Raw genomic sequence first — 16592 nt, 5'->3', positions numbered from 1 at the left:
GCCCTAGGCTGGTGGCATGAGCAGCCGGATCGCCGTCGTCCCGGGTTCCTTCGACCCGCCGACCCTGGGCCACCTCGACGTCATCCGTCGGGCCGCCAAGCTGTACGACGAGCTGCATGTGCTCGTCGTGCACAACCCCGGCAAGGAGGCGATGCTGCCCATCGCGGCGCGGCTGTCGCTCATCGAGCAGTCCATCGCCGATGAGGGCATGGACGGCAACGTGATCGTCGGATCGTGGAGCATGGGCCTTCTGGTCGACTACGCGCGCGATGTGGGTGCCGGCGTGTTGGTCAAGGGGATCCGCTCCCAGATCGACGTCGCCTATGAATCGCCGATGGCGATCGTCAACAGGCACCTCGCAGACATCGAGACGGTCTTCCTGCTGCCCGACCCGGCGCATGCTCTCGTGTCCAGCTCCCTCGTGCGACAGGTGGCGGGGCTCGGCGGCGATGTATCGCCTTTCGTCCCTCCTGCGGTCGCCGCATTCCTCGACACCGGGTCTCGCGGCATCTGACGTCGCGCTCCTGAGAGCCGCGCTCAGCCCGAAGCCAGCCTCCCACCGCATGTAGCCGGTACCATTGCTGGGTGCGTTCCCGAATGAGTGGTCCTTTCGTCCTCCCCGTCCGCGACATCGTCCGCAAGCCGGGAGAGATGCGCGAACACGAGTTCTCCGTGACCCTGAAGGATGCCTGGGGCGAGGGGATCGTGTCGTATGAGGCAGGCTCCGAGCTCGACCTGGATGTCCGTCTCGAGTCGGTCCATGAGGGCATTCTGGTGTCGGGAATCGTCGACGCGGAGTACTCCGGCGTGTGCGGTCGCTGCCTCATCGACATCGTTCGGCCCGTCGAAGTCGAGTTCCAGGAGCTTTTCGCGTATCCTGGTGAGGAAGAAACTGACTTCGAGGTTCAAGACGACCACGTGGATCTTGAAACTCTAGTCAGGGATGCGGCCGTATTGGCGCTTCCATTTCAGCCGGTGTGTCAGCCGGATTGCCCCGGGCTCGACCCGGAGACGGGCGAGAGGCTGACAGCGAGCACCGACAAGGAGCAGGCGGCTCCCATCGATCCTCGGTGGAGCGTGCTCCAGAACATCACAGACCAAGACGGCACGGAAGAATCTCGTGCCGCCGAGAAAGAAGAGAGCTAGTCATGGCTGGTAACCCCCCGAAGCGCAAGGTATCCCGTTCGAACACCCGCTCGCGCCGCGCGCAGTGGAAGGCGGCGCCCATCGCTCTCGTCAAGACCGTCGAGAACGGCAAGACCGTCTACAGCCGCCCCCACCAGGCGAAGGTCGTCACCGACTCGCAGGGCACCGAGCTGTTCCTCGAGTACAAGGGCCGCAAGGTCGCCGACGTCTGAGTCGCGACTTCACTTCCGTGACTGAGGTCCCTGGGGGGACGAGACCACTCCCAGAGAAGCTCCGCGTCGATATAGACGCGGAGCTTCTGGAGTTGGCGCTCACCCATCGCTCATATGCGTATGAGCATGGTGGCATCCCTCACAACGAACGTCTCGAGTTCCTCGGCGACTCCATTCTCGGCCAAGCCGTCACCGTGATGCTCTTCACGACCCATCCAGGGCTCGATGAGGGCGAACTCGCCAAGCGGCGCGCCAGTGTCGTCTCGACGGTCGCCCTCGCGGAGGTGGCGAGAGGCATCGATCTGGGCAGCCACCTGCGGCTCGGTCGAGGCGAGGAGCAGACGGGCGGACGCGACAAGGATTCGATCCTCGCCGACACGATGGAAGCCGTCATCGGTGCGACCTACCTGTCGGCGGGTCCTGAGGCGGCCACTGAGCTCGTGCTCCGTCTGACCGCGCCGCTCCTCGCCGACCCCGAGCGCTATGGCGCCGCCATGGATCCGAAGACCAGTCTTCAGGAGCTGGCGGCGCGGGTCGGTGCCACCCCACCGCAGTATTCGGTGGAGGCGAGTGGTCCCGATCACGATCGTCGCTTCCTGGCGACCGTGAGCGTCGGCGATGTGGCGATGACGGGCAAGGGCAGCAGTAAGAAGACTGCAGAGATGGCGGCCGCGCTCAGTGCGTGGCGCTTCCTCAACGAGCGTGCCTGAGCTCCCCGAGGTCGAGGTGGTGCGAGCCGGTCTCGCTCCTGCCGCGGTCGGTTCGGTCATCACGGGGGTGAGCGTGTTCGATGAGCGCGCCCTGACACGTCATGCCGCGGGGGCATCGGACTTCGTGTCGCGCCTGGAAGGGCGCGTGTTCACCGCCGCCGAGCGTCGAGGCAAGTTCCTCTGGCTTCCGCTCGACGCGGAGGGTTCCGCTTTGATCGCGCACCTCGGGATGAGCGGGCAGATGCTGCTCCGCGCGCCGGATGCCGAAGCGGAACGCCACGAGCGCATTCGCATCGGCATCGAGCACCCGCAGCACGGAGAGCTCGCCATCGTGTTCGCCGATCAGAGGACCTTCGGGTCGCTGGCGGTCGACAGCCTCGTGCCGGACGGGCCGACGATGATCCCCACCCAGGTCGTGCACATCGCGCGCGATCCCCTCGACCCTCTCTTCGACGACGGCATCCTGGTGCGCACGCTCCGAAAGCGGGGCAGCGCGGTCAAGCGCGTGCTGCTCGATCAGCAGGTGATCAGCGGGGTGGGCAACATCTACGCCGACGAGGCGCTCTGGGCGGCGCGCATCCACCCCGAGACTCTCGCGAGCGCGCTGTCGACACCCGCGATCGGTCGGCTCCTCGCTGAGATCCGCGTGGTGCTCGCGAAGGCGCTGGCCGAGGGAGGCACGAGCTTCGATTCCCAGTACGTCAACGTGAACGGCCAGGCCGGCTACTTCGCGCACTCCCTCAACGCCTACGGTCGCGGCGGTCAGCCATGCCCCCGGTGCGGAACGCTGATCCGCCGACAGGCTTTCATGAACCGGTCGAGTCACTTCTGCCCGCGCTGCCAGCGCCGACGCTGAGGCTCATGCCGTCTCGAACGACCGGGCGAGCAGAGGCCGGGTCGCCCGCGTACTCGCCCACACGATGCCGATTCCCACCGCGAGCACGATGCCGATCGTCAGCAGCGACTCGGGAGCGGTGATCAGGGCGATCCCGAGCAGGGGGAACACGAGCACGGCCGCGCAGGTCGCCGATCCGATCGCGGTGACGAGCAGCGGGGACATGATCGCGCGGCGACGTGCGCTGTCGACGGTGTCGAGGGGCATCCCGAGGTGGTGGAGGCTTCGGTGCAGATCGCGCTGATCGAGCACGGAAGCGGCCTGATTCACCCCCACGGATGCCGCGACCATCACGAAGGAGGCGACCAGCGTGATGACGAGACCGGTGCGCATGTCCACGGCGAGTGCTGCATCGGCATCCGTCGCCTCTCCGCTGTTCATCACGTTCATCAGTGCGACGCCGGTCCCGGCGAAGACGGCCATGAAGCTCGCCATCGCGATCCCGCTCACCTGACGCCATGCGGCCTTGGGCGAGTCCAGCACCAGACGGGCGGCGAGCAGCCGGTCGGCCCGCTCGGCCCGGCGGAGCTGACGTGATGCGCTGACCTTGAGTACCCACGGCCCGATCACGTTGAGCACGGCGAGCGCCACCGCGAAAAGCGCTGCGAGAACGGTGATCGTCACTGCGAGCCCCGCGACGGACGGGAAGACCTTGACGAGGACGAAGACCAGAGCGAGCACCGAGATGCCGATGATCGCCCGGAACCAGTGCACGGTCGAGACCGTCGTCCGCATGCGCACCCCGAGCGGTGAGACGATCACGCGTCGGAGACCGAGCACGGCGCTGCCGGCCGCCACGAGAAGGACCCCGCCCACGACCGCCAGGATGCTGAGGGGAGACAGCATCACGGCGTCGGTGCCGAGAGCAGTTCCACGGAACGGGATGAGCCCGACCAGGGGAGCGGTCGCGAGATGGACGACCGCTCCGGCGACGGCACCTGCGGCCGCCACGAGCACGGATTCGATCACGGTGGCCACGCTGACACCCATCGGAGTCACGCCCAGAAGTCGCAGTGTCGAGAGTCGCTCGTCGCGACGGCGGGCTGAGAGGCGAGCAGCCGCCCCTCCGAGATTCGTCAGCGGTACGACGAGGAGGACGAGAGCGATCGCTGCCAGTGCCTGGTAGACCGGAGCGTAGTCGTCGGTCCAGGTCCAGAACGACTGTGCTCCGCCCACGACTGTCAGCACCAGAGCCGTGACGACTCCGAACGCGACCACAGGAAGCGCCAGGACGGCGTTCTCACCCTTCGCGGGTCGGAGAAGGAGGGTCAGGACGCGGGCGTTCATGCCGTCACCGCCGGCGAGACGATCTGTCCGTCGCGAACCGCCACGACTCGCGAGCATCGAGCGGCGACGTCGGCGTCGTGGGTGACGACGAGGAGCGTCCGCCCCTGCCCGGTCGTCGACCAGAGCAGTGCGTTCATCACGTCCTGCGAGGTGTGCGAGTCGAGCGCTCCGGTCGGCTCGTCGGCGAAGACGAGATCCGCGCCGGTGGCCTGGGCCCGTGCGATGGCGACGCGCTGCGCCTGCCCGCCGGAGAGCTCGCCGATGCGGCGGTCCTCCATCCCGGCGAGCCCCAGCGCGGCGAGCCAGGACGCCGCGTGGGCCGTGGCATCCGCTCTCTTCACGCCGTTGATCATCGATGCGAGCGCCACGTTCTCGACGGCGGTGAGCTCAGGGATGAGGAGTCCCTGCTGGAAGACGAACCCGAAACGCTCCCTGCGCAGCCGGGAGCGAGCACCTTCCCCGAGCCCCGCGACCTCCACAGGCTCCCCGGTCGAGGGCTGGAAGGTCACGGTGCCGGAGTCCGGCGTGACGATACCGGCGAGCGCATGGAGGAGAGTGGTCTTGCCCGATCCGGAGGCGCCCATGATCGCCACCGACTCGCCGCGGTGGATCGTGAGATCCACCCCGGCGAGTGCGCGGGTCGTGCCGTAGGACTTAGTCAGGGAGCGTGCGTCGAGGACGGAGTCGTTCATGCCTCCAGCCTCGCGATTCGGCCAGGGGCGCTGCGTCGGCCGGGCGGATGATCCGCTCGCGTCCGCGTACACCGATCGGATGATCTCGTTCAGATCCGTTTTTGCCACGCGCCGGCGTAAGAGACCGGCACGAACCCGATCGACTCGTTGATGCTCAGCATCGGGCGGTTCTCCTCGGCGTTGAACGTGGAGACTGCGGGGGAGAACGTCATGAGCTCTCGCCAGTGCAGGAGGTTCGCGCACTTGACGACGGTGCCCAGCCGGTGCCCGCGGTGCTCGCGAGACACCAGCGTGCCCAGCTGGTGGGTGATCCCTGAGCGGTCCGCTCCGACGAGCAGCTCGTTGTATGCCACGATGTCCCCGCTCGGCACGTGCTGCACCGCGACGATCGACAGTGCCTGACCGGCTCCGGTGAGCCGTCGCTCTCGGCGGACGACACGCTCCGCGTCCCACTCCTCAGCGACGAAGTCCATCTCGCCGCTCGGGGCGTCGGTCGACAGGCGAGCGAGGATCGACGCATAGCCGTCGCGGAACTCCGGCGGTGTCGGAGCCATCCACTGGAGCACTCGATAGTCGTCGCCCGCGGCCGCCTGCGCAGATCGCAGAGCGACCTGAAGCGGAGCGGGGTCCGAACGCAGATCGAGCTCGCTGTTGCGCTCGACCTGCTCGAGATCGTATCCGCGGGCCTCCAAGGCGTCCGACAGCGGGATCGCCGGGATGCGACCCCACCCCGTCCTCGGCGAGATCATCCGCTCGGACTCGATCGGTCGGTGCAGCGTCCACATCTGCACCAGAGACCGACCATGGGCACGAGCCTCCGACTCGGCGAGCGTCAGGAGGGCATCCTCGACGCCGATTCCCCAGTGCTTCTCGGGCACGAGGAGGTCCGCCTCCGCCGCCTTCGCATCCGCCTCCTGGGCATAGGCGATCGTGATCATCCCCACGATCTCGTCGCCGTTCCTGGCCACGAATCCGGTCTGCAGGGTGTCGGTGGAGTCCTGCCACGACGCGAGCAACTGGGCGGCGTCGGGTGCGATGTCGGGCAGACCCACCATCTCATCGCAGATCTGCCGGTTGAGCTGACCGTAGGCGCGGAAGTCCGCGCCGTCGGGGGCGTCCAGCGCGACAGGGACGATGAGCGGCTCGATGGTCAGTGTGGTGGTCGTCATGACAGTTCCTTCTTCCAGGCTCCTTCATAGGCGATGGCGGTGAACCCCATCGCCTCATTGATGGAGAGCATGGGCCGGTTCTCCTCGGCGTTGTACGTGATCACGTCGCGGGATTCGGGCGCGAGGCCCGTCCACGACAGGAGAGCGTCGCACTTCACGAGCTGTCCCAATCGGTGGCCGCGATGCTCTTTGAGCACCAGAGTGTCGTGCTGATGGGTGGTCGCGCCGAGATCGGGTCCGATGCGGAGCTCGGTGAACGCACTCAGCTCGCCGGTCCCGACGTGCTGGGCGACGGTGACCTGGATGATCTGGCCCATCTCCGCCACGCGTTTCTCGGACTCGATCAGGCGTTCTGCATCCCAGACCTCCTCGTCCGCCTCGAGATCGGCAGACGGTGCATCGGTCGACATGCGCGATTTGAGCCACGCGTAGCCATCGACGTGCTCGGGGGGCGTCGGCAGCATCCACCTGATCACGCGATAGTCCTGAGACGACGCGCGTGCCTCGTCGCGCAGCTGCTCGGCGTGACGAACCGTCTCGGGATCGATCTTGAGTCGACTCACCCGGCAGACCTGCTCGAGGCTGAACCCATGGCGGACGAGGAATCGCGCGACATGATCGTCGGGAACGCTGCCGAAGCCGGTCCGGGCCTGGAGTCTCGGACCCTCGCTCGCCGGTTGTTCCGTCCAGTTCTGGATGACCGTGCGGTCGTGGAGCCTGGCGAAGGCTTCGACGTGCGGGAGGATCGCTGTTCCGATTCCCCGACCCCAGACCCGAGGGTGGAGCTCGATCGAGGCGATGGCCACACGCGAGCCTTCTTCGTGCGGGATGTCGATGACCGTGCGTCCGACCATCTCTCCTTCGACGCGCACCGTCCACACCGCGGTCGTGCGCTCCTTGCGGGAGCGCAGGATCGGGAGCAGCGCCTCCGGCGTGAGGTCCTGTTCGGTGCGGCCGGTGAGCTCGCGGTAGACGGCGTTGCGCACACGGGCGAGCTCGCGGAACTCGACGGCGTCGGCCGCATCCGCCCGTGCAGGCAGCACGAGCGGATGCAGCGACGCATCTGCGGTGAGCGGAATGCTCATGGTGATCTCCAGGTCAGCGCAGCTGACGCTGCAGGTCGTACGTGAGCAGGGCATATGTCTCGCCCTCGCTGCGGGTCCGCCGATCGAGATGCAGCGCGTCCGCCTCGAGGGCGGTGACGCGGTGCGTCGGGCGAGGGCGCTGAGCCCGCTGGAGAAGCCAGAGGCCGATCCTGAGCGAGAGACGATCTGCCAGCGCCAGGCGCCGCAGTTCATCAGGTGCGGGAATGTGAAGGACCTGCTGGTCCTCGGTATCCGGAGGGTGGGGGATGCTGCGATACAGCGTGGTGTTCACGGTGATTCCTTCGAGATGGGTGGTGGTGTTCGGTGAGGAGAGCGCTGTCGCGGCGCGCCGAGAAGACGGCCGGCGGAGCGCGGCGAGAGTCGAGAGCCCAGCGCGCCGGAAGGCGATCGCCGGGGTCGGCGGTGATCCGTGATCCGAGAAGGATCAGAGGGTGGGGCGCGGAGACACGCGAACGAGAAGCCCCGTCACCGATCGGAGAACGGTGGGTGAGTGGGGGGCAGAGTTCTCGGGCTGCGGTTCTACGAGAGAGCGCCGAGACGGACGCCGGTGGTTACCGAGTGCGCAAGGCGCGGCGCGAATGGCGCGGCGAGGCCAGTGGCCTGAGCGTTGAGCTGAGTGATCATCGGTAACCTCCTTTTCGTGTGGCGATCCGGAGGTTACCCTAGCGAAACCCGGGCGTGTCCGTCAAGCATCCCCGGCGTGGCCCGGCGTGTCGCGGCCGATTCCCGTTCGCTCCGCTCCCGCGCGGGATGCCGGTTCTGAGCCGTCATTCCGGTAGCGTATGGGCGTGAATCACCCGGAGAGCGCGGTAGCCGCATGCATCTGAAGAGCCTGACCCTCAAGGGGTTCAAGTCCTTCGCGCAGCCGACCAGTTTCGTGTTCGAACCGGGCGTCACCTGCATCGTGGGTCCCAACGGATCGGGCAAGTCGAACGTCGTCGATGCCCTCGCCTGGGTGATGGGTGAGCAGGGAGCGAAGACTCTGCGCGGCGGCAAGATGGAGGACGTCATCTTCGCCGGCACGTCCACGAGAGGGCCGCTCGGTCGGGCCGAGGTGCAGCTCACGATCGACAACAGCGACGGCGCCCTGCCGATCGAGTTCGCCGAGGTCACCATCAGTCGCACGCTGTTCCGCAACGGCGCCAGCGAGTACGCCATCAACGGCGAGAACTGCCGTCTGCTCGATCTTCAGGAACTGCTCAGCGATTCCGGTCTCGGACGCGAGATGCACGTCATCGTGGGGCAGGGGCGCCTGGACACGGTGCTCCAGGCGTCTCCGGAGGATCGGCGCGGCTTCATCGAGGAAGCGGCCGGCATCCTCAAGCATCGGCGTCGCAAGGAGAAGACCCTTCGCAAGCTCGATGCGATGGAGACCAACCTGACGCGTCTCAGCGATCTCGCCGGCGAGATCCGGCGCCAGCTGAAACCCCTGGGCAGGCAGGCGGAGATCGCGCGCGAGGCGCAGACGATCGCTGCGGTCGTGCGTGATGCCAAGGCTCGGATCTTCGCGGATGACGTGGTGGCGCTGCGCACGGCGCTGGCCGATCACACGCGCACCGAGCATGAGCGGCACACCGAACGGCTCGTGCTGTCGGATCAGGCAGAGGCGGTGCGGGCGAGCATCGCACGCCTTGAGCAGGATCAGAACTCGGCGGCGGTCGATCAGGCGAGAGGCGTGGCCTTCGGTCTCGAGCAGGTGCAGGAGCGGATGCGCGGGCTGTACACCCTCGCCAATCAGCGACTCGCGCTCCTCGGCTCGGAAGAAGACGATGCTGCCGTGACGGCCATCACTGTCACGCAGACCACGATCGACGAGGCGAAGGCGGAGATCACCGAGATCTCCGCCGGCCTCGGCGACGCTCAGGACGCGGCGAGCGTGGCGAGCCGCGAGGTGGTGAATGCGCGGGCGGAGCTCGACACTCTCGACGTGGACATCGCCGAGCAGAGCGCGCTCGTGTCGGAGTACGACATGCGGCTCAGCTCGTTGCGAGGCACGGCGGATGCGGCCGCGTCGGCCCTCGCTGCGGTGCGCGGTGCGGTCCTGCGCCAGGAGAACGCGCTCGAGGCGGCGAACGCGCGTCGCCGAGACGCCGCCGAAGCCCTCGAGGCGATCGACGACGCGGAGGCGCCGGAGGGCACGGCGGCAGAGCACTCCGCCGCATATGAGAGCGCGCAGCGTGCCGCGACGGCGGCCGAGGCCGAGCGAGAGACGCTCCGCGAGCGCCTGCACGCGGTCGAGCGCGAGGTCGACGCTCTCACGGCCAAGGCTGCGGCACTCGGAAGCGCGCTCGCGATCTCAGGAGGCGCCGCCGAGATCGTGAAGGCGGGAGCCACGGGTGTTCGTGGCCTCGTGGGTGACTCGGTGCAGGTCAAAAACGGGTTCGAGGCCGCGATCGCAGCCGTGCTGGGTTCGCTGGCCGAGGGCGTCCTCGTCGAGAGGGCCTCCGACGCCTTCGAGCTGGCACAGGACGCGTCCGACCAGCGCAGGGGAGTGGTGGATTTCGTCGTCGCCGATGCTGCGCGTCCGTCGATCGAGCTGCCCGCTCTCGAGGGCGTGACGCCCGCGATCGATACGGTCACGGCTCCGGACGGGGTCCTCGGAATCCTGTCGCACGTCGTCATCGCCGCGAGCCTGGACGCGGCGCGCAATGCACGACTCGCGCTCGACCTCGCGGGCGATACGACCACGACGATCGTCACGACGGCGGGCGATGTCGTCACCGCGCAGACGCTGCGCACCGGATCCGGCGGCGAACGCTCCCGTCTCGAGCTCGCCGCCGAACGGGACGCGGCGAACGAGCGCCTGGCAGAGGTGCAGGTCATCGTCGATTCACTGCGCGAGGCTCGCGCAGACGCGAACGAGGCCGTGGAGACATCACGTCGCCAGGCGAAGGACGCGCTCCGGGCGCTGCGCGAGCACGACGCCGCGCTGGCGACCCACGCGGAACAGGTGAACCGCGTCACTGTCACCCACGAGTCGGCTGTCGCCGAGTGCGAGCGGCTCGAATCAGGACTCGCGCAGGCACAGAGCGCGGTGCAGGATGCGGAGGCGAAGGCCGACGCGGCCAAGGCCGAGTTGGATGCGGCCATCGCCGCCCCCCGGCCGGTGCTGGACGCCTCGGCGCGTGACGGTCTGCTCGAGGCGCTCGAGACGGCGCGCGAAGGTGAGGTCCGAGCGCGTCTGGAGATCGAGACGCTTCGTGAGCGTGTTCGTGCTGCCCAGGCTCGCGTCGCCGGACTCGAACGGCAACGCGAGCAGGAGCGGGACGCCGCAGCCGAGGCTGCGCGCCGGGCGGTCATCCGACGCGCACAGCGCGAAGCGGCATCCGGAGTGGCTCAGGAGCTGCCCCGCATCCTGGACTCGATCGATCGGTCGGTCACCGAGGCGCGCGTCGCATTGGCCGAGGCCGAGGCCGCGCGATCGGCGCAGAACCAGGAGCTCACTGCTCTTCGAGCGCAGGAGACCTCCTTGCGCGAGCGGCTCGCCGGGCTCACCGAGAGCGTGCACGGCCTCGAACTGCAGATCCACGAGAAGAAGCTGCACCTCAACAGTCTGCTCGAGCGCGTGGCATCGGAGCTCGCGCTCGACGAAGATATTCTCGTAGCGGAATATGGCCCCGATCAGCTTGTTCCCCGTGATCCGGGAGCCGACCAGGCTGAGGACGACCTGATCGACGACGCGGCGATCCCGTTCGATCGGCGGATCCAGCAGCGACGGCTCGCCGAGGCCGAACGCAAGCTCGCTCAGCTCGGACGGGTCAACCCGCTCGCGCTCGAGGAGTTCGCGGCGCTCGAGCAGCGCCACGCGTTCCTCACCGAGCAGCTCGCCGACCTGACGCAGACGCGACAGGACCTGCGCACGATCATCGCGGACCTCGATGAGCGCATGCAGACGATCTTCGCGAGCGCGTTCGAAGACACGAGGATCGCGTTCGGGGAGGTCTTCCCTCTGCTGTTCCCCGGCGGAACCGGAAGCATCTCGCTCACGGATCCCGAGAACATGCTCACGACCGGCATCGAGGTCTCGGTACGGCCGGTCGGGAAGAAGATCGAGAGGCTGTCACTGCTCTCGGGCGGTGAACGTTCCCTCGCGGCAGTCGCTCTGCTGGTCGCGATCTTCAAAGCCCGCCCGAGCCCGTTCTACATCCTCGACGAGGTCGAGGCCGCGCTCGACGACGCCAACCTCGGCCGCCTGCTCACCGTGTTCGAGCAGCTTCGCGAGAGCTCGCAGCTGCTCGTCATCACCCATCAGAAGCGCACGATGGAGATCGCAGATGCGCTCTACGGGGTGTCGATGCGTCAGGACGGGGTGTCGGCGGTCGTCGGACAGCGCGTGGGCGACCGCGCGGCGGCCGGCTGACAGCGCTACCCGTAGGCTGGAGTCATGGCGGAGAAGTCGTGGTCCCTCACTCGTGCGCTGCGCGGGATGTTCGTCAAGCCCACTATCGACGAGACGACATGGGAGGACCTCGAGACGGCCCTCCTCACTGCCGACTTCGGCCCCGACATCAGCGAGCGGGTCGTGGAAGAGCTTCGTGAGAAGGTCGAGCGCTACCGCACGACCGATCCGCAGGATCTCCAGCGGATGCTCCGCGAGACGCTCGAGGAGCACTTCGCGAAGTTCGACACGACCCTGAAGCTCACCGAGCGGCCGGCGGTCGTTCTGGTCGTCGGCGTCAACGGCGTCGGGAAGACCACCACGATCGGCAAGTTCACCAAGTTCCTTCGCGGGTTCCAGCGCAGCGTGGTCGTCGGAGCAGCCGATACGTTCCGTGCGGCCGCCGTCGATCAGCTGGCCACCTGGGCACAGCGCGGCGGAGCGGCGATCGTCCGCCCCCAGCAAGAGGGTCAGGATCCGGCATCCGTGGCCTACCAGACCATCGAGTTCGCCCAGCGCGAGGGCATCGAGATCGCGATCATCGACACGGCCGGCCGACTGCACACCAAGGGAGGGCTCATGGACGAGCTCTCGAAGATCCGCAGGGTGATCGAGAAGCAGGCTCCCATCAGCGAGGTCCTGCTCGTCCTCGATGCCACCACGGGTCAGAACGGTGTGATGCAGGCCGAGGCGTTCCTCGAGCATGCAGGGGTCACCGGACTCGTCCTGACCAAGCTCGACGGCTCGGCGAAGGGCGGCTTCGTCCTCGCCGTGCAGGAGCGCACCGGCATCCCCGTCAAGCTCCTCGGCCAGGGCGAGGGCATCGATGATCTGACCGGTTTCACCCCCCATGTCTTCGTCAAGTCGCTCGTCGGCTGATCACGGGACTACCGCCGCGAGCACGAGGCTGGTTTCATAGCGTTATGGCGATCGAACACGACTACTTCGGACTCCTGTCCTCAGGGCCCGACGGCTCGATCTTCTGGTCTGAGACGGTGGAGCTCGGTGACCAGAGCGTCACCGTCGATCTCACCGCTCCTGACCAGGACGATGTCTCCGCCGACGCGCTCGACATCGCCGCTTCGCTCATCGCGGGGATCGAGAACGTCGACGATGTGTCCCGGCGGGGCATGCTCGCGGAGGTCGATGACCGCACCAGCGAGGTCACCGAGTACATCCTGCAGCAGCAGGAGGCCTACGGAGACGAACTCGAAGAGGTGCTGGTCGACGTCAGCGGTGACGCCGCCGTCGACATCATCCGCTCGCTGCGACTCATGAGCATGACGATCCTCGCCGACGAACACGGCGGGTCGGAGCCGTTCGCGGTGCTGGAGTACGCGCTCGACGCGACCACCACCGACGACGTCCTGCTGGTGAACCTGGGTTCCGACGGCAGCGTGCAGTCGGTGATGAGCGCCGACTGACGCTCACCACCTCGGTATCGCTCAGACCGCCTGAGCGAAGCCGAGATCCGCGCTCTCGGCGATGTGCGCCAGGTGCGGTGGGATCTCGCGCCCCTTCGAGACCATCGACTGCGCCCACAGCCGGCCGGCGCGGTACGACGAGCGCACAAGAGGCCCGGCGAGCACGCCGAGGAAGCCGATCCGCTCCGCCTCCTCCTTGAACTCGACGAACTCCGCAGGCTTGACCCACCGGGCCACGGGCAGGTGTCGCGGAGAGGGGCGCAGATACTGCGTGATGGTGATGATGTCGCAGCCGGCGTCGTGCAGGTCGTTCAGCGCCTGGACGACCTCTTCAGGTTCCTCGCCCATCCCCAGGATCAGGTTGGACTTGGTGATGAGGCCTGCGTCCCGCGCCTGGGTGATCACATCGAGCGAACGCTCATACCGGAACGCCGGGCGGATGCGCTTGAAGATCCGCGGCACGGTCTCGACGTTGTGCGCGAAGACCTCGGGACGGGCGTCGAAGATCTGCCCGAGGAAGGCAGGGTCGGCGTTGTGCTCGTTGGCGAGCAGCTCGACGCCGGTGTTCGGGTTGAGCTCGTGGATCTTCCGCACCGTCTCGGCGTTGAGCCAGGCTCCGGTGTCGGGCAGATCGTCTCGTGCGACGCTGGTGACCGTCGCATAGCGGAGGTTCATCCGCACGACGCTCTCGGCGACACGGCGTGGCTCGTCGGTGTCATAGGCATCGGGCTTGCCCGTGTCGATCTGGCAGAAGTCGCACCGTCGGGTGCACTGCGATCCGCCGATGAGGAAGGTCGCCTCCCGGTCTTCCCAGCACTCGAAGATGTTGGGGCAGCCGGCCTCCTGGCAGACGGTGTGAAGGTCTTCGCTCTTGACGAGCGAGTGGAGCGCCGTGTACTCGGGCCCCATCTTCGCCTTCGTCTTGATCCACTCCGGTTTGCGTTCGATGGGAGTCTCGGCGTTGCGGATCTCGAGGCGGAGGAGCTTGCGTCCCTCTGGTGCGGCGGTCATGCGTGTGCTCCTGCGTGTGCGGCTGTCGAGTATTCGGCGAGGAAGGCGGCGGACACCGAGTCGACGATGTCGGCGGGGGAGACGTCCGCTCCGACGACCTCGCTCACGGTGGTGACACCGGCGTCGGTGATCCCGCACGGGATGATGCCCCTGAACCCTGCGAGGCTGTTGTCGCAGTTGATGGCGAAGCCGTGCATCGTCACTCCCTGCTGCACGCGCACCCCGATCGCCGCGACCTTGTCCTCAGAGAGGGGGCGGCGAACCCACACCCCGCTGCGCCCCTCGACCTGGTATCCGTCGACGCCGAGTGGCTGGAGCACGTCGATCAGGATGCGCTCGAGGCGACGCACATGCGCGACGACGTCCATCGGCTCGGGCAGCCGGACGATCGGGTAGCCCACCAGCTGCCCTGGTCCGTGCCAGGTGATCTTGCCGCCGCGGTCGACGTCGATCACCGGTGTGCCGTCCGTCGGGCGTTCCTGCGGCTCGGTCCGCTTGCCGGCGGTGTACACCGCCTCGTGCTCGAGCAGGATGAGCGTGTCCGGGCGAGTGCCGTCGACGACGTCGGCGTGGATGCTGCGTTGCAGGTCCCACCCGGCGGGGTAGGGGACGAAGCTCGGAGCGAGTCCGGGGGTGAGGATGTCGAGCATGGGCGTCCCTCTCGATCAATTGATGGATTGCGTCTAAGAATACTCCTCCGTGACGGTCGCGGCGCGCAGGAGCGACGCGCGGTAGCGTGTCTGCATGAGCAGCACGAGCCGAGCAGGGCGCCCGAAGGCCTCTTCGCGCGAGACCCTCGCGGAGGCCGCCTGTGAGCTCTTCCTCGAGCGGGGCTACGACGCCACCTCTGTCGCCGACATCACCCAGCGTGCCGGAGTGAGCCGGTCGAGCTTCTTCAACTACTTCTCCTCGAAGAGCGATGTGCTCTGGTCCGGCCTCGACGACCGCATCGGCCGTGCGGTCGACGACCTGGTCGTCGTGCCCGAAGACCGCGACGGCACGCATGTGCGGCGCATTCTCTCGGAGCTCGTCGAGGACTTCGCACCGGACAGCCTGGCTCTCGCGATGACGAACTCGTCGGCCATGGGGCTCGACGACGAACTCGAGCAGGATGCCGCGCTTCGCCAGGCTCGCCTCGCGGCGGCGCTGGCCGATCTCGCTCGCCGGTCGGGGGTCACCGCTCTCACCGCGGACATCGCCGCGGCCACCTGGGCCGCCGCCGTGGTCGCCGCCGTGCGAGCGTGGGCGGAGAGCGGTGCAGGACGAGGTTCCGTGGGGGACCGATTCGCCGACGCTGTGCGGGCGATCGGCCGATTGCCGTGGGGCGGCACGGAAACCTGATCTCCCCGCGGACGAAACCGCGCGAGCCGGACAGGTCAGGAATGAGAGACCCCTTTCCCGACCGAGGAGACATGATGGCCACCGACCCGCTCGACGAGATGCTCGACTGTTCCGCACCGACGACGGCGAGACCGGAACCCGGAGACATCCGGGCCATGATCCTCGCGGCGCGCGAGGAGACGCGGCCACCTCGTCGCGGACGTCGGAGAGCCGTGCTGACCACGGCGCTGGCGCTCTTCCTCGTCGGCGGCGCCGGTGTGGCCGCGGCGTCATCGGATTGGCTCTGGAGCCCGGGCCTCGAGGATGCGGATCGGACCTACAGCTACACCTCGCCGACCTGGGGACAGTGCGAACTGCGATTCAGCGCGCTCGACACGCACGACATGTTCACGAACGACGAGGTCAACCGCATCGTCGACGACTGGTTCGCGAGCACGGATGTCGAAGCGGCGGCCGCGCCTCTCGTTCCGGGGATCCTCCACGAGCTGGAGGAGAGTCGTGCCGGCGACCCTGCGGTCGATCCCGACCCTCGGCAAGCCGATCTCGATGCCTGGACGGCGCACACACAGGCCGTCGACGAGCTCGTGCACGCGGAGCTCGCTGCGAACGGCTTCGCCAGCGAGGCGCTAGGGGGCACCGAGTCGCACAGTCAGGTGCACTGCGACGGCGAGGACTGGGGGGACGGGGAATGAGCCGCGACGCAGCCCTGACCCGGGTGCTGGAGGAGAGCGCGACCGACCTGCTCGCCTACCTCTCGCGTCGGGTGGGCCCCGACGACGCCGCGGACCTCCTCGGGGAGACCATGGTGATCGCGTGGCGTCGGTCATCCGACCTTCCCGATGAACCGGAACGCGCGCGGATGTGGGTCTTCGGCATCGCACGAGGCACGCTCGCCAACCACGACAGGGGGCAGCGGAGACGGTGGGCGCTCGCGGATCGGCTTCGGCTGCAGCGGCAGGAGCATCACAGCTCACCTGCCGCTGACGAGGGGCTGGAGGTGCGTGACGCGATCGCACGGCTCGATCCCGACCTTGCGGAGATCGTGCGGCTCGTGCACTGGGATCGACTGTCTCTCGTGCATGCGGCGGAGCTTCTCGGCATCCCTTCGTCGACCGCACGCGGCCGTTACGCGCGCGCGAGAGAACTGCTCCGGGCCGAGCTCGCGGTCGGCGCGGCTCCGAACGCGGAGAACGGTGCCGGATTCGCGTAAACTCGGTGTCA

The 16592-nt window shown here is 67.8% G+C and carries 18 protein-coding genes; 11 read left to right on the top strand and 7 right to left on the bottom strand.

The window, feature by feature from the left end; all coding sequences use genetic code 11:
* Window positions 1-16: 16 nt before the first annotated feature.
* From coaD to mutM, 5 genes are all read left to right on the top strand, one after another.
* A complete protein-coding gene (gene coaD / locus RU09_RS15065; RefSeq protein ID WP_042541696.1) occupies window positions 17-514 on the top strand; it encodes a pantetheine-phosphate adenylyltransferase in 498 nt (165 codons plus the stop codon).
* An 83-nt stretch (window positions 515-597) separates the two neighbouring features.
* Window positions 598-1146, top strand: a complete 549-nt coding sequence (locus tag RU09_RS15060) for a YceD family protein (protein WP_042541695.1) — start codon at window positions 598-600, stop codon at window positions 1144-1146.
* 2 nt (window positions 1147-1148) lie between these two features.
* The gene (gene rpmF / locus RU09_RS15055) at window positions 1149-1358 is read left to right on the top strand and encodes a 50S ribosomal protein L32 (RefSeq protein ID WP_042541694.1); all 210 of its coding nucleotides are present in this window, start codon (window positions 1149-1151) and stop codon (window positions 1356-1358) included.
* Window positions 1359-1375: 17 nt separating this feature from the next.
* Complete coding sequence (rnc, locus tag RU09_RS15050) at window positions 1376-2068, top strand: ribonuclease III (protein WP_042541693.1); 693 nt, start codon at window positions 1376-1378, stop codon at window positions 2066-2068.
* Window positions 2061-2924 carry a bifunctional DNA-formamidopyrimidine glycosylase/DNA-(apurinic or apyrimidinic site) lyase gene (gene mutM, locus RU09_RS15045; protein ID WP_042541692.1) on the top strand — a complete coding sequence of 288 codons (864 nt, stop codon included), beginning with the start codon at window positions 2061-2063 and terminating at the stop codon, window positions 2922-2924. The genes rnc and mutM overlap by 8 nt, the downstream gene beginning before the upstream one ends.
* Before the next feature lie 3 nt (window positions 2925-2927).
* Here the strand turns inward: mutM and RU09_RS15040 are convergent, their stop codons facing one another.
* The 5 genes from RU09_RS15040 to RU09_RS15020 form a co-directional block, all read right to left on the bottom strand.
* Window positions 2928-4250 (bottom strand): FtsX-like permease family protein, encoded by a 1323-nt coding sequence (locus tag RU09_RS15040; protein ID WP_042541691.1) that lies wholly within the window; start codon window positions 4248-4250, stop codon window positions 2928-2930.
* Complete coding sequence (locus tag RU09_RS15035) at window positions 4247-4942, bottom strand: ABC transporter ATP-binding protein (RefSeq protein ID WP_042541690.1); 696 nt, start codon at window positions 4940-4942, stop codon at window positions 4247-4249. The genes RU09_RS15040 and RU09_RS15035 overlap by 4 nt, the downstream gene beginning before the upstream one ends.
* An 89-nt stretch (window positions 4943-5031) precedes the next feature.
* A complete protein-coding gene (locus RU09_RS15030; RefSeq protein WP_042541689.1) occupies window positions 5032-6111 on the bottom strand; it encodes a GNAT family N-acetyltransferase in 1080 nt (359 codons plus the stop codon).
* Window positions 6108-7196, bottom strand: a complete 1089-nt coding sequence (locus tag RU09_RS15025; RefSeq protein ID WP_042541688.1) for a GNAT family N-acetyltransferase — start codon at window positions 7194-7196, stop codon at window positions 6108-6110. The genes RU09_RS15030 and RU09_RS15025 overlap by 4 nt, the downstream gene beginning before the upstream one ends.
* 13 nt (window positions 7197-7209) lie before the next feature.
* Window positions 7210-7488 carry a hypothetical protein gene (locus RU09_RS15020; RefSeq protein ID WP_042541687.1) on the bottom strand — a complete coding sequence of 93 codons (279 nt, stop codon included), beginning with the start codon at window positions 7486-7488 and terminating at the stop codon, window positions 7210-7212.
* 546 nt (window positions 7489-8034) lie between these two features.
* Here RU09_RS15020 and smc point away from each other — a divergent pair.
* The 3 genes from smc to RU09_RS15005 are packed head-to-tail and all read left to right on the top strand — an operon-like array spanning window position 8035 to window position 13019.
* The gene (smc, locus tag RU09_RS15015) at window positions 8035-11577 is read left to right on the top strand and encodes a chromosome segregation protein SMC (RefSeq protein WP_042541686.1); all 3543 of its coding nucleotides are present in this window, start codon (window positions 8035-8037) and stop codon (window positions 11575-11577) included.
* 24 nt (window positions 11578-11601) lie between these two features.
* Window positions 11602-12474, top strand: a complete 873-nt coding sequence (gene ftsY / locus RU09_RS15010) for a signal recognition particle-docking protein FtsY (RefSeq protein WP_042541685.1) — start codon at window positions 11602-11604, stop codon at window positions 12472-12474.
* Window positions 12475-12518: 44 nt separating this feature from the next.
* Window positions 12519-13019: a DUF2004 domain-containing protein gene (locus RU09_RS15005; protein ID WP_042541684.1), complete on the top strand. Its 501-nt coding sequence runs from the start codon at window positions 12519-12521 to the stop codon at window positions 13017-13019.
* A 21-nt stretch (window positions 13020-13040) separates the two neighbouring features.
* Here RU09_RS15005 and lipA read toward each other — a convergent pair whose 3' ends face one another.
* Both lipA and lipB read right to left on the bottom strand, forming a co-directional pair.
* Entirely contained in the window at window positions 13041-14030 is a 990-nt protein-coding gene (gene lipA, locus RU09_RS15000; protein ID WP_042541683.1) for a lipoyl synthase, read from the bottom strand.
* Window positions 14027-14680 (bottom strand): lipoyl(octanoyl) transferase LipB, encoded by a 654-nt coding sequence (lipB, locus tag RU09_RS14995; RefSeq protein WP_042541682.1) that lies wholly within the window; start codon window positions 14678-14680, stop codon window positions 14027-14029. The genes lipA and lipB overlap by 4 nt, the downstream gene beginning before the upstream one ends.
* A 94-nt stretch (window positions 14681-14774) precedes the next feature.
* Between lipB and RU09_RS14990 the strand changes: the two genes are divergently transcribed.
* From RU09_RS14990 to RU09_RS14980, 3 genes are all read left to right on the top strand, one after another.
* Window positions 14775-15371 carry a TetR/AcrR family transcriptional regulator gene (locus tag RU09_RS14990; RefSeq protein ID WP_042541681.1) on the top strand — a complete coding sequence of 199 codons (597 nt, stop codon included), beginning with the start codon at window positions 14775-14777 and terminating at the stop codon, window positions 15369-15371.
* A 74-nt stretch (window positions 15372-15445) separates the two neighbouring features.
* Window positions 15446-16063: a hypothetical protein gene (locus RU09_RS14985; RefSeq protein WP_042541680.1), complete on the top strand. Its 618-nt coding sequence runs from the start codon at window positions 15446-15448 to the stop codon at window positions 16061-16063.
* Complete coding sequence (locus tag RU09_RS14980; protein ID WP_042541679.1) at window positions 16060-16581, top strand: RNA polymerase sigma factor; 522 nt, start codon at window positions 16060-16062, stop codon at window positions 16579-16581. The genes RU09_RS14985 and RU09_RS14980 overlap by 4 nt, the downstream gene beginning before the upstream one ends.
* Window positions 16582-16592 lie beyond the last annotated feature (11 nt).

This window comes from Microbacterium sp. MEJ108Y (genome assembly GCF_000834175.1).
GTDB classification, from domain to species: domain Bacteria; phylum Actinomycetota; class Actinomycetes; order Actinomycetales; family Microbacteriaceae; genus Microbacterium; species Microbacterium forte.
The sequence above is the reverse complement of the archived record's forward strand: the minus strand, read 5'-3'. Positions and strand labels throughout refer to the sequence as shown.